At 69.5% G+C, this 13063-nt stretch carries 16 protein-coding genes; 3 read left to right on the forward strand and 13 right to left on the reverse strand.

Going from position 1 to position 13063, the window contains the following annotated elements; translation table 11 throughout:
• Window positions 1-30: 30 nt before the first annotated feature.
• The 5 genes from CDA09_RS22240 to CDA09_RS22260 form a co-directional block, all read right to left on the reverse strand.
• Window positions 31-246, reverse strand: a complete 216-nt coding sequence (locus CDA09_RS22240) for an AlpA family transcriptional regulator (protein WP_050417989.1) — start codon at window positions 244-246, stop codon at window positions 31-33.
• A 121-nt stretch (window positions 247-367) separates the two neighbouring features.
• Window positions 368-1099, reverse strand: coding sequence for a hypothetical protein (locus CDA09_RS22245; RefSeq protein ID WP_050417990.1), 732 nt, complete (start codon window positions 1097-1099; stop codon window positions 368-370).
• A 751-nt stretch (window positions 1100-1850) separates the two neighbouring features.
• Complete coding sequence (locus tag CDA09_RS23430) at window positions 1851-2204, reverse strand: hypothetical protein (RefSeq protein ID WP_164844456.1); 354 nt, start codon at window positions 2202-2204, stop codon at window positions 1851-1853.
• 188 nt (window positions 2205-2392) lie between these two features.
• On the reverse strand, window positions 2393-2920 hold the full coding sequence (locus CDA09_RS22255; protein WP_121430513.1) for a superoxide dismutase family protein: 528 nt from the start codon (window positions 2918-2920) through the stop codon (window positions 2393-2395).
• Window positions 2921-3050: 130 nt separating this feature from the next.
• The gene (locus CDA09_RS22260; RefSeq protein WP_121430514.1) at window positions 3051-3551 is read right to left on the reverse strand and encodes a flavin reductase family protein; all 501 of its coding nucleotides are present in this window, start codon (window positions 3549-3551) and stop codon (window positions 3051-3053) included.
• 134 nt (window positions 3552-3685) lie between these two features.
• Between CDA09_RS22260 and mutY the strand changes: the two genes are divergently transcribed.
• The gene (gene mutY, locus CDA09_RS22265) at window positions 3686-4780 is read left to right on the forward strand and encodes an A/G-specific adenine glycosylase (RefSeq protein ID WP_121430515.1); all 1095 of its coding nucleotides are present in this window, start codon (window positions 3686-3688) and stop codon (window positions 4778-4780) included.
• 12 nt (window positions 4781-4792) lie between these two features.
• Here the strand turns inward: mutY and CDA09_RS22270 are convergent, their stop codons facing one another.
• From CDA09_RS22270 to CDA09_RS22290, 5 genes are read right to left on the reverse strand one after another with little or no spacing between them, the layout of a single operon-like run.
• Window positions 4793-5434 carry an LON peptidase substrate-binding domain-containing protein gene (locus CDA09_RS22270; RefSeq protein WP_121430516.1) on the reverse strand — a complete coding sequence of 214 codons (642 nt, stop codon included), beginning with the start codon at window positions 5432-5434 and terminating at the stop codon, window positions 4793-4795.
• Window positions 5434-6066, reverse strand: a complete 633-nt coding sequence (locus CDA09_RS22275; RefSeq protein WP_121430517.1) for a flavin prenyltransferase UbiX — start codon at window positions 6064-6066, stop codon at window positions 5434-5436. Before CDA09_RS22275 ends, CDA09_RS22270 begins: the two co-directional genes overlap by 1 nt.
• An 11-nt stretch (window positions 6067-6077) precedes the next feature.
• Window positions 6078-7238 carry an ABC transporter substrate-binding protein gene (locus tag CDA09_RS22280; RefSeq protein WP_121430518.1) on the reverse strand — a complete coding sequence of 387 codons (1161 nt, stop codon included), beginning with the start codon at window positions 7236-7238 and terminating at the stop codon, window positions 6078-6080.
• A gap of 38 nt (window positions 7239-7276) precedes the next feature.
• On the reverse strand, window positions 7277-8269 hold the full coding sequence (locus tag CDA09_RS22285; protein WP_121430519.1) for a branched-chain amino acid ABC transporter permease: 993 nt from the start codon (window positions 8267-8269) through the stop codon (window positions 7277-7279).
• Entirely contained in the window at window positions 8266-9147 is an 882-nt protein-coding gene (locus tag CDA09_RS22290; protein WP_121430520.1) for a branched-chain amino acid ABC transporter permease, read from the reverse strand. The genes CDA09_RS22285 and CDA09_RS22290 overlap by 4 nt, the downstream gene beginning before the upstream one ends.
• Before the next feature lie 161 nt (window positions 9148-9308).
• On the opposite strand from CDA09_RS22290, the gene CDA09_RS22295 reads away from it, so the two are divergent.
• Both CDA09_RS22295 and mscL read left to right on the forward strand, forming a co-directional pair.
• Window positions 9309-9929, forward strand: a complete 621-nt coding sequence (locus tag CDA09_RS22295) for a trimeric intracellular cation channel family protein (protein WP_121430521.1) — start codon at window positions 9309-9311, stop codon at window positions 9927-9929.
• A 164-nt stretch (window positions 9930-10093) separates the two neighbouring features.
• Window positions 10094-10528 (forward strand): large conductance mechanosensitive channel protein MscL, encoded by a 435-nt coding sequence (mscL, locus tag CDA09_RS22300; RefSeq protein WP_121430522.1) that lies wholly within the window; start codon window positions 10094-10096, stop codon window positions 10526-10528.
• Window positions 10529-10566: 38 nt separating this feature from the next.
• On the opposite strand, the gene CDA09_RS22305 is transcribed toward mscL, so the two are convergent.
• From CDA09_RS22305 to modB, 3 genes are all read right to left on the reverse strand, one after another.
• Entirely contained in the window at window positions 10567-11208 is a 642-nt protein-coding gene (locus CDA09_RS22305) for an MBL fold metallo-hydrolase (protein WP_121430523.1), read from the reverse strand.
• A gap of 83 nt (window positions 11209-11291) precedes the next feature.
• Window positions 11292-12392 (reverse strand): molybdenum ABC transporter ATP-binding protein, encoded by a 1101-nt coding sequence (gene modC, locus CDA09_RS22310; protein ID WP_121430524.1) that lies wholly within the window; start codon window positions 12390-12392, stop codon window positions 11292-11294.
• Window positions 12389-13060 (reverse strand): molybdate ABC transporter permease subunit, encoded by a 672-nt coding sequence (modB, locus tag CDA09_RS22315; protein WP_121430525.1) that lies wholly within the window; start codon window positions 13058-13060, stop codon window positions 12389-12391. Before modB ends, modC begins: the two co-directional genes overlap by 4 nt.
• Between the last annotated feature and the right edge of the window lie 3 nt (window positions 13061-13063).

A 13063-nucleotide genomic window follows, 5' to 3' on the forward strand; every position in this document is an offset into this window, starting at 1 on the left:
TCGTCGCGTTGTCGGAGTACGGAACGAGGATCAGATGCGCTCACTGCGGCGCTCGGCGATCCACTGCTCGATCTCGAGCGAGTCCCACCCGACAGCACGAATTCCAAGACGTATGGCTTTCGGAAACTTGCCCGACTTCATCAGGTTGTAAATGTGGGCGCGCTTGAAGCCGGTCTTGGCTTCGACTTCCTCGCGGCGCAGGATGCGGTGCTCACCCGCAGGCAGCGGAAGTGGCTTATCCGACATGAGGGGCACTCCTTAGCGCTTACTGGCGCATGTTTGGCGTAACCCGTAATTGACAGGAACCCCGGGGGAAAGAACACCGCAAATGCGGTTTCTGCGACCGCAGATTGGGGCTTGACGCCCTTCAGTGGCTCGCTGCCTGCAACCTGCGGCGGGCCTGAGCAAACTTGGCCTGCAGCGTGCGCTCGGTGATGCCCATGAGGTTGCCGTGATGGGCGATCAAGGCGCTGATGATCGCGTCCTGGCTGTTGAAACTGGAGTATGGAGCCCCGGAAGGGGTGCGTCCGAGCATCAAGGCCAGCATCGTGCCGATGATGTTCAGATAAGTGGTCTCGCCACGATCACTGAGGGGGCACAGGGTGCAATTGAGATTCGGAGATCCTTGCTTCTTCTGCTGCTCTTGAAGCTGATGCAACTGATGGCGACATTGCTCGAGCTGGGACTTCAGCGCTTCCCGTTCGACCAAGAGCGCATGACCCGCCTCCAGGGTGATCACCGGGTGGGCGATCCTCTCGTGACGGGAGAAGAGGAACGCCGGCCGCTGCTCCGGATAGCTTCGTAGCATCCACCGCTTGAGGTCGACGTGGCGAACGGTCAGCTCAGGCGAGTCCCACAGGGACTTGTCGCTCATCGTAATCCCGTTCAGTCCGTAAGGCAGCTCGCCGTGGAAGATGGCATCGTAAATGCGATCGGTATACAGGCGGAGTTCATTGCAGCGCGGGCAATTCAACGTCTCAGGCAAGCGCCCGGACCTGACAGCCGCGAGGATGTCATCCCTGAACCGATACAACCCAGCCCATCGGATGGCTGCATCGATGGGCCGGTAATACACCTCCGAAAGCGAACTCCCTTGCATGTAGTTGCTCCCTTGTAACTGCTACCCCCACAAGGGCTCCTGGCTGCCCCGGCCGTGGCCAGTGCTTTGAAATCGCGTCAGCGGTACGATGACGCTATGCAGCCCTGCGCGGAAGGATCGGGCTTCATCGCGAATACCGCGACCAGATCGGGCTCGGTGTCGGCGTTGCATCCGGTGCTACCCCGGGGTAGCCAACGTAGGACCTTGACGAGTGGTCGGTAATCGCACGCAGGTCGACTCCGGCGTCCGCAAGATGGGGGGCTACGCCTCTGTTGCCGCGCATGCAATCATCATGATCGCGCGAAGCGCCGGCAAGACCGGCTGAGAATGAACTGATCTCGCGGCGATCTATGACACTGCGATATCCCGCAATGCGAAGCTTCACGTCGCCCAATGTCAGGCAAAAGCGCCGTGGGTCAGACCTGATCGGTATGCTGATAGCCTGAAAAGGAATCGCGCCGCAGGAGGTATGAGCGTTCAACGGGGGGCCAGGAAGGCAGCCCGTGCGCTGGCTGTCCATGGCTGAGGATGGCCCGCCTTGGAGCGAAGACGTTGCCTGCTTTCCGACTAGCGGGGTAAACTAGTCCATGAGCCAGTCCAATGGCTGGTTTGGGTTTGGAAAAATCGATTATGACTCAACAACTTGGGAGTCGGATTCGATTCCCTTCACCCGCTCCAGATTGCGCAAAAAGGGCCCGGCTGATGCCGGGCCCTTTTGCATTTCCGGGCGCCCTGCGGCGACTTGCCCGGCTTACTTCATCGCCGGCGCAGCCGCGCCCCCCTTCATGTCCATCGCTGCGTCGTGCTTGCCCATGGCCTTCCCGGCGCTCGCCTTCACTTTCTTCTGCGCGTGCTTGGCGGTCGCCTTGGCGCTGTCCAGTGCCTTCGCGGTGTCGGCCTTGGCCGGTTCCGCGGGCGTGGCCTTGACAGCCGGCGTCGCGGGAACGGCCGGGACGGCCTTCTCGCCGCCAACAGCAGGAACTGCCGGCAGGGCCGGAGCGGCCTTCACGGCGGGGGTCGCGGGCGCGGCCGCCGGGCCCGATTGGGCGAAGGCGGTGGCCGCAAAACCGGTGGCGATAATGACGGAAGCGATCTTCTTGAGCATGGCTGGCACTCCTCAAATGACGGTCGGTTGTTCGTGAGGCGGCGGGATGTCCGCCCCTGTGCGAATAACGCGCCCTCTCGCTGCAGGATGTCAGGCTGAGTGTAAGACCATGCTAATTTGTAACAGATGCGATACGAATCGAGGCCTGTCGCGTCCGGGCCAACGCCCCCGGGCGCAGCAGCCTGCCGTCACTTCGCGGTGATCACGCCGCACGCGACGCGTGCGCCGGAGTTGCCGGTCGGTTGGGTGAGGAAGTCGTCCGGGGCGGCATGCACGATGACGCCGCGGCCGACGATGTTGCCCTCACCCTTGCCATTGATCGTCACGCCTTCGAGGATCGTGTCGAGCTTGGCATGACCGTTGGCATCGGCGATCAGCATCGGCATGTCGCCGAGGTGGTGTGCGCCCCGTTCGGGGCTGCCGTGGGGCTCGCCGGTCGGGTTGAAGTGGCCGCCGGCGCTGGTGGCGTCGGGGGCGGAGCAGTCACCCTTTTCATGGATGTGGAAGCCGTGCTTGCCGGGGGCGAGCCCCGTCACGCGGGCTTCGACGAGCACACCGGCATCACCTTCGGCAAACTTGACCGTACCGGACACCGTGCTGCCCTGGGTGGCAGCGAGCGGGGCCTCGGCAGTGACCGGTCCGCGCAGGCCGAGACTGCTGCAGGCGGCAACGAGAAGGATTGCGGGCAGGGCGAGGATCGGGGAGCGGGCGTTCATGTTCTTCTGTCCTTTCTCGAATGGAGGATGTCGATGGCAGGCCTGCAAGCCGGCTACAGTTCAACATGATCCCTTGCTACGCCGAAAGGAATACGGTCACGCCCCCACTGCGGGGCCGGCCGCGGAACGCTCAGCCCGCGGCGAGACGGCGATAGGCGCCGCCGTGGTAGATGAGCGGGGTGCGGTCTTCGCGGTCGAAACGCACGACCTCGGAGATGAACACGAGGTGGTCGCCGCCTTCGTGGCGCGCGGTGTTGCGGCACTCGAAGCGCGCGCAGCAGCCTTGCAGCAGCGGCACGCCGTAGAGGCCGTCCTCGACCTCGAGGCCGGCGAACTTGTCGTCGGAACGCGTCGCGAAGAGCTGCGACAGGGCCTGCTGGTCTTCCGCGAGCACGTTCACCGCGTAGTATTCGCAGGCTTCGAACACCGGCAGGCTCGCCAGGTGCCGCGACAGGCTCCAGACGATGAGCGGCGGATCGAGCGACACCGAGTTGAAGGAATTGACCGTCAGGCCGATCGCCTCGCCGTTGGGCGCGCGCGTCGTGACGACGGCGATGCCGGTCGCGAACATGCCGAGGGCGTCGCGGAAGGCGCGGGTGAAATCCTGGTGGGAGACGGGCGGCTGGGACATGGGGGTTTCTTGTGATCGGCGCCGGCCCCTCTCGGGACGGGCGCGAAATTGGTTGGAACCGGCGATTATCGCCGCGCACAAGGCATTGGGCAACGCGGGACAGGACCGGAACAGGTATCGGGAACAGGAAAGAAATGGACGACACGACGCAGGATGGCGATTTCGCGACGCGGCTGATCGCGTGGCACCGCAAGCACGGGCGGCACGACCTGCCGTGGCAGGCCACGCGCGACCCGTACCGCATCTGGCTGTCGGAGATCATGCTGCAGCAGACCCAGGTCGACACCGTGATCCCGTACTACGCGCGCTTCCTCGCGCGCTTTCCCGACCTCGCGAGCCTCTCCGCGGCGCCCATCGACGACGTGCTCGCGCTGTGGAGCGGGCTGGGCTACTACGCACGCGCGCGCAACCTGCACAAGGCCGCGCAAGCGGTGATCGCGCAGCACGGCGGCGACTTCCCGCGCCGCGCGGCGGAGATCGCGGAACTGCCGGGCATCGGCCGCTCGACCGCCGCAGCGATCGCCGCCTTCGCGTTCGGCGAGCGCGCGGCGATCCTCGACGGCAACGTCAAGCGCGTGCTGTGCCGCGCCTTCGGCATCGACGGCTTCCCCGGCGAGCGCGCGGTCGAGCAGCGCCTGTGGGCGCTCGCGGAAGCGCTGCTGCCGCAGACCGGCATCGGCACTTACATCCAGGCGCAGATGGATCTCGGCGCGACGCTGTGCACGCGCGGCCGGCCCGCCTGCGGGCGCTGCCCGATGGCGCAGATCTGCGTCGCGCTGCGCGACGATCGCGTCGCCGAACTGCCCGCGGCGCGCCCGAAGAAGGCCGTGCCGCAGCGTCACGCGCGCGTCGCGGTGATCGTGGCCGACGGCCGGGTGCTGCTCGAACGCCGGCCGCCGAGCGGGATCTGGGGTGGGCTGCTGGCGCTGCCGGAAGTGCCCGAGCACGAAGCCGATGCCGCACGCTGGGTCGCGGCGCGCTTCGGTCTCGTGCCGCGCGGCGCGACGACGCTCGCGTTGCTGAACCATGCGTTCACGCATTTCCGCCTGGAGATCACGCCGATCCGCGTCGATGTCGCGCCCGCCGGACATGCGGTCGCGGATGCCGACCATCGCTGGCTCACGCTCGCCGAACTGGAGGGCGCCGGTCTGCCGACGCCGGTGCGGCGCATCCTCACCGAGCTCGCGCGCGGGCCGCTGGAGGCGCCGCAGGGCCGACTGGCGTTCTGAACGCGGCGGCGGTCAGCTTCCCTTTTCCTGGCGGTCCGCGAGCAGCCCGCGCTGGTCGAGGAACTGGCGGACGATCTCCAGCCGGTCAGCCGGATCGTCCAGTTCCAGCAGCGCCTGTTTGGCCTGCGCCGGAATCGGCAGCACTTCGGCGAAGCGCAGGCCGACCCAGCCGGCGTCGTCGAAGGCGTGCGGCCCGGGCAGCCGTTCTTCGCCGGCGTCGGCGACGATGGCGCGCAACAGCGCGACGAGCGGTGCGCAGTTCTCGGGCACGGCGGTCGGCGGCGCCTCGGCGAGCCATTCGACTTCGCCCAGCAGCAAGCCGTTGGGTCCGGCCTGGGAGCGCAGGACGCGGTAGCGCCGCTCGCCGCGCGTGACGAGGTCGAGCGTGCCGGGCTTGACCATGTCGCAGCGGACGATGCGGGCGCTCACACCGACCTCGTAGGGCCGCGCCGGCGCGCCGACCTCGCGGCCCTCGGCGATGAGGTTCACGCCGAACACCGCGTCGTCCTTCAGGCAGCGCGTCGCGAGGTCCATGTAGCGCGCCTCGAACACGTGCAGCGGCAGCAGCGCGCCGGGGAACAGCACCGTGTGCAGCGGGAACAGGGGCAAGAGCGGTGGCAACAGCGGGGGCGGCGGCAGGCGGACGTCGTCCATCACGCGCCCTCCCCGTCCGCTTCGCCCCAGCGCTGCGTCAGGCGATGCGGCACGCGCAACTGGTCAAGCACGCGCGCGACGACGAAGTCGACAAGATCGTCGACCGTCTGCGGATGGTTGTAGAAACCGGGGCTGGGCGGCAGGATCACGACGCCCAGGCGCGCGAGCTTGAGCATGTTCTCGAGATGGATCGCCGAGAACGGCGTCTCCCGCGGCACGAGCACGAGCTTGCGCCCTTCCTTGATCGCGACGTCGGCGGCGCGCTCGATGAGGTTCTGGCTGAGTCCCGCGGCGATCGCGGCGAGCGTGCCCATCGTGCACGGGCATACGACCATCGCATCGGCGGGATTGGAGCCGGACGCGAGCGGCGCGAACCATTCCTCGCGCCCGAACACGCGCAACTGGCCATCCGCCGCCTTGAAGCGCGCGGCGAGCGCGGCCTCGACTTCGGCGGGACGCGAGGGCAGGTCCAGCCCCATCTCCTGGCGCGCGACGATCTGCGCGACCTGCGAATACAGCAGCCACACCGTGCAGCCGGCCGCGAGCAGGCATTCGACGAGGCGCAGCCCGTAGGGCATGCCGGAAGCGCCGGTGAAGGCGACGGCGACGGTCTGCGGGGCGGGGAGGCTCATCGGGACGGGGCTCACTTCAGGTAGTCGGTCAGGATCACCCAGCGGCCATCCTGGATCTGCGCGATGCGGCCCTGGCGATTGCCGAGGTGGTCGTCACGACTGAAACGATACTCCGGGGCGCCGAAGAAGTCGCGCGGGGTATGCAGCGATTCCATCGCCGCCGTGAAGCGCTCGACGGTGAGCTCGCGCCCCGCCTTGTCCGCGGCCTTCACGAAGAGGTCGGCGACGCCGTAGCCCATCACGCTCCACACGTTGGGCGCGACGCCGAAGCGTTCGCGGTAGCGGCGGATCCAGTCGGCGAGCTGCGCGTTCGCACCCGCTTCGTAGGGGTGCGGCAGCACGGTCACGCCGTACAGGCCCTCGACCGCCTTGCCGCCCAGCTCGTGCGTCTGCGCCGAATAGCCCGACGCGGTGACCAGCATGTCGACGTTCCAGCCGGTGCGGCGCGCCTCGGCGATGGCGGCGACGGTCTCGCGCACGACCGCCGCGAGCACGACGAGGTCGCAGCCCGCGCCGCGCAGGCGCGCGACCTGGCTGGAAAAATCGGTCGCGCCGCGCTTGTAGCTGGTCTTCTCGGCGAGCGCCTGCTTGAGCTTCGCCAGCCCCGCCTCCACGCCCTTCATCACCTCCAGGCCGTAGTCGTCGTCCTGGTACAGCAGGCAGGTGCGCTTGTAGCCGTGCGTCTGCACCATGTGGCGCGTCGCCGCGTCCATGTAGTCCTGGTAGGGCGCGAACATCTGGAACTTGAGCGGATGGCGCGGTGCGTAGGTCGATTCGTGCGGCGAGAAGGGGAAGAGGTGCGGGCGCCCGGCCGCGACGATCAGCGGCATCGTCGCCATCACCACCGGGGTGCCGAGGTCGGCGAGGAAGGCGAACACCTTGTCGCGCTGGATGAGCTTCTTCGCCGCGAGCACGCCCTTCTTCGGATCGTAGCCGGCGTCCTCGACGACGAGGCGCAGCTTCCGGCTGTGCACGCCGCCCGCGGCGTTGGCGTCCTCGAAACGCATCAGCATGCCGTCGCGCACCGGAGCGCCGAGCAGCGCGATCGGGCCGGACAGGTCCTGGATGCTGCCGACGACGATCTCGCGTTCGCTCACGCCGGGCGCCTGCGCACCCGCGGCGCTCGCGACGAGCAGCGGCAACAGGACGAGGATACGGCGGATCAGGCTCATGGATGCTCCCGGCGCCGGGACAGCGCCAAAGGCGCCGATTATCGGCGATCCGCGCCCGCGCCGTCGCCCCCCGCCAGTCCCGCCGGACGCAGCAGCACCAGCGCGACGAGCACCGCACCGAACAGCAGGGTCTCGATACCCGCCGCGCCGGCGATGTCCGGCGGCAGGCGCTCGACCGCGAGCGACACCCCTTGCGGCAGCGCGACCACCACCAGCGCCCCCCACAATGCCCCGGCGAGATGTCGTGCCCCGCCGATGAAGGCCAGCATCAGCAGCTCGAAGGACAGCATCAGGCCGAACTGCTCGGGGCTCACGAAGCCGATCCAGTGCGCGTAGAGCGCGCCCGCGAGCCCGGACAGGCCGCCACCGAGCACGAAGGCCTGCGTCTTGGCGCGCGCGACGTCGATTCCCGCCGCGGCCGCGGCGACCTCGTCCTCGCGCACCGCCCGCCACGCGCGCCCCAGCCGCGACCGCACCCAACGCCGGCACGCCAGCCAGGCCAGCGCCAGCACGGCGCCACTCACCAGCGCCTGCGCGGCCGAGGTGTCCGCCACGCGGCCGGCGAGCGCCAGCGGCGGCACCGCGAGGCCCGCGGCGCCGTGGGTCAGCGCTTCCGCGCGCACCAGCCCCTCCTCGACGATCAGCGCGAAGGCGAGCGTGCTCATCGCGAAATACAGGCCGCCGAGGCGCCGGGCCGGCAGGCTCGCGAGCCATCCCCCCGCCGCGCCGAGCCCCGCCGCCAGCGGCAGCGACAAGGGCGCCGGCACGCCACGCAGCGCAAGCAGCGCCTGCGCATACGCACCGAGCCCCAGCAGGGCGCCCTGCCCCAGCGAAATCTGGCCGCACTGCCCCGCGATCAGGATCACGCCCAGCCCGGCGATCGCCCAGGTCAGCACGAAAGCCGCCTGCGCGAGCGCATAGTCCACGCCCAGCCCCCATACCGCGAGGCCGGCGAGCCCCACCCCCGCCACAAGCGGCGCCCACGCCCGCAGGCGCCGGGCCGCAGCGATCCCCGATTCCCCGCCGCTCACGGCCGTCCCCGCGTTCCGCCCGCAAACCCGCCCGGAAACAGCAGCAGCGCGAGCAGCATCAGCACATAGGGCACGACGTCCTTCGCCCCTTCCGGCAGCGCGATCCCCGCGAGCGCCTCCGCGACCCCGAGGAACACCCCGCCCGCGAGCGCCCCCGGCAGGCTCGTCATGCCACCCAGCACCGCGGCGGGAAAGGCCTTCAGCGCCACCAGCCCCATGTTCGGATGGATGAAGGTCACCGGCGCCAGCAGCAGCCCCGCGACCGCCGCGAGGCCGGCACCGAGCGCCCACGCCAGCGTGTGCATGCCGGCGACCGACACCCCCATCAGCGCGGCGACCTGCGCGTTCTCCGAACACGCGCGCAATGCCAGCCCCGCGCGCGTGAAGCGGAAGAACAGCGTCAGCACGCCGGCCAGCCCCGCCGTCGCGACGATCACCGCGACATGCTCGGCCGCCAGCACCAGCCCGCCGAGGTGCACGCTCTCCCCCGCGAACGGCAGCGGCAGGCGATGCATGGTGTGGCTCGCCGCCGGCACCGCGCCCACCGCGCCGCGCATCACCATGCCCAGCCCGAAAGTCAGCAGCAGCGCCGTCAGGTGCGTGCGGCCGGGGGCACCGCGCAGCACCGTGCGCTCGAGCAGCGCGCCGAACCCCGCCATCGCCGCGACGCCCAGCCCCGCCGCCGCGAGCAGCGGCAGTCCGGCCGCGTGATGCAGCGCCAGCATTACGAACGCGCCGAGCATCAGCAGTTCACCCTGCATGAAGCTCACCGTCCCGGTCGCCTTGTAGATCAGCACGAAGGACAGCGCGACCAGCCCGTACACGCAGCCGGTCGCGACACCGCTCGCGAACACCTGGATCAGCGTGAGCGCGGTCATCGGTGCGGAGGTGACGCCATCGCGGGGCAGGAAGAATTCATGCGCATTCCGGGAAGAAGCCTGCCGCGCGACGCGGCGGCGGGCGAAAGGCCCGATTATGCCAAGCGCCGCGCGGGCCGGGCCGCTCCAATGGCAGGCGGAAGCGGTGTTATGCTCATCCGATGCCTCCCATCGACTCCCTCGTCTACTCGATCGGCCTCGCCGGCGTCGCCGCGCAGGCCGCGGCCGGCGTGCTCGAGGCCGGCAACAAGCGCTTCGACCTTTTCGGCATGATCGTCGTCGCCCTCTCCGCCTCGCTCGGCGGCGGTTCGCTGCGCGACCTGCTGCTCGACCGCCGCGTGTTCTGGATCGCCGACCAGAGTTACCTCGTCACCGCCGTGCTCGCCGCCCTCGCCGCCTTCGCGCTGGCGCGCGTGATGCGCCTGCCCGCGCGCCTGTTCCTGCTACCCGACGCGATCGGCCTCGCGCTGTTCACGGTGAGCGGCACGCAGGCGGCGCTCGCGCTCGACGCCCCGTGGCTCGTCGCGAGCCTCATGGGCGTCATCACCGGCGCCTTCGGCGGCATCGTGCGCGACGTGCTGTGCAACGAGGTGCCGCTGGTGTTCAGCGGCGCGCTCTACGCCACCGCGTCCTGGGCGGGAGCGCTGCTGCTCGTGGCGCTGACCACGCTGGATGTCGCGCATGCGTGGTCGGCCCTCCTCGCCGGCTCCCTCACTCTCGCGCTGCGCCTCGCGGCGATGCATTTCGGCTGGCACCTGCCGCTGTTCCGCGCGCGGCTGTAAGCACCCGGGGTGCGCTGCGCAACACGTGTGACTATCCCGGATGAAACTCGCGTCGCGGTGCGCGATGACAGCCGAAAACCCGGAAAAGATGGCACACTATTCTCGCAGGCACGGCGCACCGCCTGGTGCGGCGGCCCATCACTCACATAGGGAGGTTATCGAGCATGAGTTTCCTGCGCGAGTTCAAAGAGTTCGCGATGCGCGGCAACGTCGTCGACCTGGCGGTCGGCGTGATCATCGGCGGCGCCTTCGGCAAGATCGTCGAATCGCTGGTCAAGGACGTGATCATGCCCATCGTCGGCCGCCTGCTGGGCGGCGTCGATTTCAGCCACTTCTACATCAACCTCGGCGACAAGACCTACGAATCGCTGGAAGCGGCCGAAAAGGCCGGTGCGCCGCTGGTGAAGTACGGCGCATTCATCAACACGACGATCGACTTCATCATCATCGCGTTCGCGATCTTCGTCGCGATCAAGGCGATCAACCGCCTCAAGCGCGCCGAACCGCCCGCACCGGCGGCGGACCCCGCACCCGCGCCCGAGCCGGAAGACATCAAGCTGTTGCGCGAGATCCGCGACGCGCTGAAGCAGCGCGCCTGACACAACCGGGAGGGCTGCCGCCCTCCCCCTCCGGGCCCCTACGCGTGGTCGCCGACGTAGGGGTTGCTGCGGCGCTCCTCGCCGAAGGTCGAGGTCGGGCCGTGGCCCGGCACGAAGGTGACGTCGTCGCCGAGCGGGAAGAGCTTGTCGCGGATCGAGTGGATCAGCGTCGCGTGATCGCCCTTGGGGAAGTCGGTGCGGCCGATGGAGCCGGCGAAAAGCACGTCACCGACGATCGCGAGCCGCGCATCTGCGTGGAAGAACACGACGTGGCCGGGCGTGTGGCCGGGCGCGTGGATCACGCGCAGCGTCTCCTCGCCCACCGTCACGGTGTCGCCCTCATGCAGCCAGCGATCGGGCTCGAACGACTCGACGTCGGGAAAGCCGAACATCTTGCTCTGCTGCGGCATCCCGGCGATCCAGAAGCGGTCTTCCTCCTGCGGCCCCTCGACCGGCACGCCCAGCTCGCGCGCGAGCTTCGCGGTACCGCCGGCGTGGTCGATGTGGCCGTGCGTGATCAGCAGCTTCTCGATCGTCACGCCCAGCTTGTCGGCCGCGGCGCGGATGCGCTCCAGGTCGCCGCCCGGGTCGACCACCGCGCCCTTCATGGTCCGGTCGCACCACACGATGCTGCAGTTCTGCTCGAAAGGGGTCACCGGAACGATGCGCAACTGGATCATGGCGGGCCGAAGATTCGTTGGTAGGCCGCACAGTTTAACGTGCACGCAATTGGTGAGCAGATTTCCCCGCCGGCGCGGCCCGCTCAGCGCAGCAGCGCGACGCCCTTGACCTGCGCGAAGAGCACCATGCCCGGCACAATCCCCAGCTGCGCCGCCGAGCGCGTCGTGATGCGCGCGAGCAGCGCGCGGCCGGCACAGTCGAGCCGCACCAGCGTGCGCCCGGGGCTCGCGCCGTCAAGCGACACCACGCGCGCCGGCAGCACGTTGAGGATGCTCGAATCGTGGCGTTCCGCGAGCGCGAGGCTCACGTCGCGCGCCAGCACGCGGGCGCGCACCTGCGCCCCGAGCGGCGTGTCGAGGCCGGTGATCCACAGCGGCAGGCCGCCGAATTCGAGCCGCGTCAGCGCGAAACGCTCGTCGCGCCCGGCGACCTGCGCCTCGACGACGACGAAGGCGTCCTCGTCGTGCGCGAAGGGCAGGTCCAGGCGCGGCAGCACCTCGGCGATCGCGCCCGACGCCTGCACGCGCCCGTCGCGCAGCAGCACGACATGGTCGGCGAGCCGTGCGACCTCCTCGGGCGCGTGGCTCACGTACACCACCGGGATGTCGAGCTCGCCGTGCAGGCGCTCGAGGTAGGGCAGGATCTCCGCCTTGCGCGGCGCGTCGAGCGCGGCCAGCGGCTCGTCCATCAGCAGCAGGCGCGGACTGGTCGCGAGCGCCCGCGCGATCGCGACGCGCTGGCGCTCGCCGCCCGACAGCCGCTCGGGCATGCGGCCAAGCAGCGGCTCGATGCCGAGGAGCGCGATCGCGTGATCGAGCGACACCCGCCGCTCGGCCGCCGCGACGCGCCGCATGCCGAATTCGAGGTTGCGCCGCACCGACAGGTGCGGGAACAGGCTCGCCTCCTGGAACACGTAACCGAGCGGGCGGCGATGCGTCGGCACGAACAGCCCGCGCGCCTCGTCCTGCCACACCTCGCCGCGCACCGCGAGGAAGCCGTCGCGGGCGCGCTCCAGGCCCGCGAGACAGCGCAGCAGCGACGTCTTGCCCGAACCCGAATGCCCGAACAGCGCGCTGACGCCGCGCGCGGGCAGCTGCAGCGCGGCCTCGAGCGCAAAACCGGGCCAGGCGAGGCGGAAACGCGCCTCGATGCCGGTCGCGGCCTGCGCTGCGGCGAGGCTCATCGCACGCTCCCGCGCTTGCGGCGGTTGAGCAGCAACAGCACGAGGAAGCTGAACACGACCATGCCGGCGGAGAGCCAGTGCGCCTCGGCGTATTCCAGCGCCTCGACGTGGTTGTAGATCTGCACCGACACGACGCGCGTCCTGTCCGGGATGTTGCCGCCGATCATCAGCACCACGCCGAACTCGCCCACCGTGTGCGCGAAGCCCAGCACCGCCGCGGTGACGAAACCCGGACGCGCGAGCGGCAGCACGACGCTGAAGAAGGTATCGAGCGCGCCCGCACGCAGCGTCACGGCGACTTCCAGCGGCCGTTCGCCGATCGCCTCGAAGGCCTGCTGCAGCGGCTGGACGACGAAGGGCAGGGAGTAGAACACCGAGCCGACGACCAGCCCCGCAAAGCTGAACGGCAGCAGGCCGATGCCCAGCGCCTGCGTGAACTGGCCGATCGGCCCGTGCGGCCCCATCGTCACGAGCAGGTAGAAGCCGATCACGGTCGGCGGCAGCACCAGCGGCAGCGCGACCACCGCGCCGACCGCGCCCTTGAACGCCGAACGCGTGCGCGCGAGCCACCACGCCACCGGCGTGCCGAGCACGAGCAGGATCGTGGTCGTCACCGCCGCCAGTTCCAGCGTCAGGCCGATCGCCGCGAGGTCGACCACGCTTGTCATGCC

The organism is Azoarcus sp. DN11 (assembly GCF_003628555.1).
Taxonomy (GTDB): Bacteria; Pseudomonadota; Gammaproteobacteria; order Burkholderiales; family Rhodocyclaceae; genus Aromatoleum.

Coding starts and splice junctions, on each gene's coding strand:
- CDA09_RS22245 (WP_050417990.1), bottom strand. CDS start 1,099: ATGCAAGGGAGTTCGCTTTCGGAGGTGTATTACCGGCCCATCGATGCA.
- mutY (WP_121430515.1), top strand. CDS start 3,686: ATGGACGACACGACGCAGGATGGCGATTTCGCGACGCGGCTGATCGCG.
- CDA09_RS22295 (WP_121430521.1), top strand. CDS start 9,309: ATGCCTCCCATCGACTCCCTCGTCTACTCGATCGGCCTCGCCGGCGTC.
- CDA09_RS22280 (WP_121430518.1), bottom strand. CDS start 7,238: ATGAGCCTGATCCGCCGTATCCTCGTCCTGTTGCCGCTGCTCGTCGCG.
- CDA09_RS22275 (WP_121430517.1), bottom strand. CDS start 6,066: ATGAGCCTCCCCGCCCCGCAGACCGTCGCCGTCGCCTTCACCGGCGCT.
- CDA09_RS22290 (WP_121430520.1), bottom strand. CDS start 9,147: ATGACCGCGCTCACGCTGATCCAGGTGTTCGCGAGCGGTGTCGCGACC.
- CDA09_RS22255 (WP_121430513.1), bottom strand. CDS start 2,920: ATGAACGCCCGCTCCCCGATCCTCGCCCTGCCCGCAATCCTTCTCGTT.
- CDA09_RS23430 (WP_164844456.1), bottom strand. CDS start 2,204: ATGCTCAAGAAGATCGCTTCCGTCATTATCGCCACCGGTTTTGCGGCC.
- CDA09_RS22270 (WP_121430516.1), bottom strand. CDS start 5,434: ATGGACGACGTCCGCCTGCCGCCGCCCCCGCTGTTGCCACCGCTCTTG.
- mscL (WP_121430522.1), top strand. CDS start 10,094: ATGAGTTTCCTGCGCGAGTTCAAAGAGTTCGCGATGCGCGGCAACGTC.
- CDA09_RS22260 (WP_121430514.1), bottom strand. CDS start 3,551: ATGTCCCAGCCGCCCGTCTCCCACCAGGATTTCACCCGCGCCTTCCGC.
- CDA09_RS22305 (WP_121430523.1), bottom strand. CDS start 11,208: ATGATCCAGTTGCGCATCGTTCCGGTGACCCCTTTCGAGCAGAACTGC.
- CDA09_RS22240 (WP_050417989.1), bottom strand. CDS start 246: ATGTCGGATAAGCCACTTCCGCTGCCTGCGGGTGAGCACCGCATCCTG.
- modC (WP_121430524.1), bottom strand. CDS start 12,392: ATGAGCCTCGCCGCAGCGCAGGCCGCGACCGGCATCGAGGCGCGTTTC.
- modB (WP_121430525.1), bottom strand. CDS start 13,060: ATGACAAGCGTGGTCGACCTCGCGGCGATCGGCCTGACGCTGGAACTG.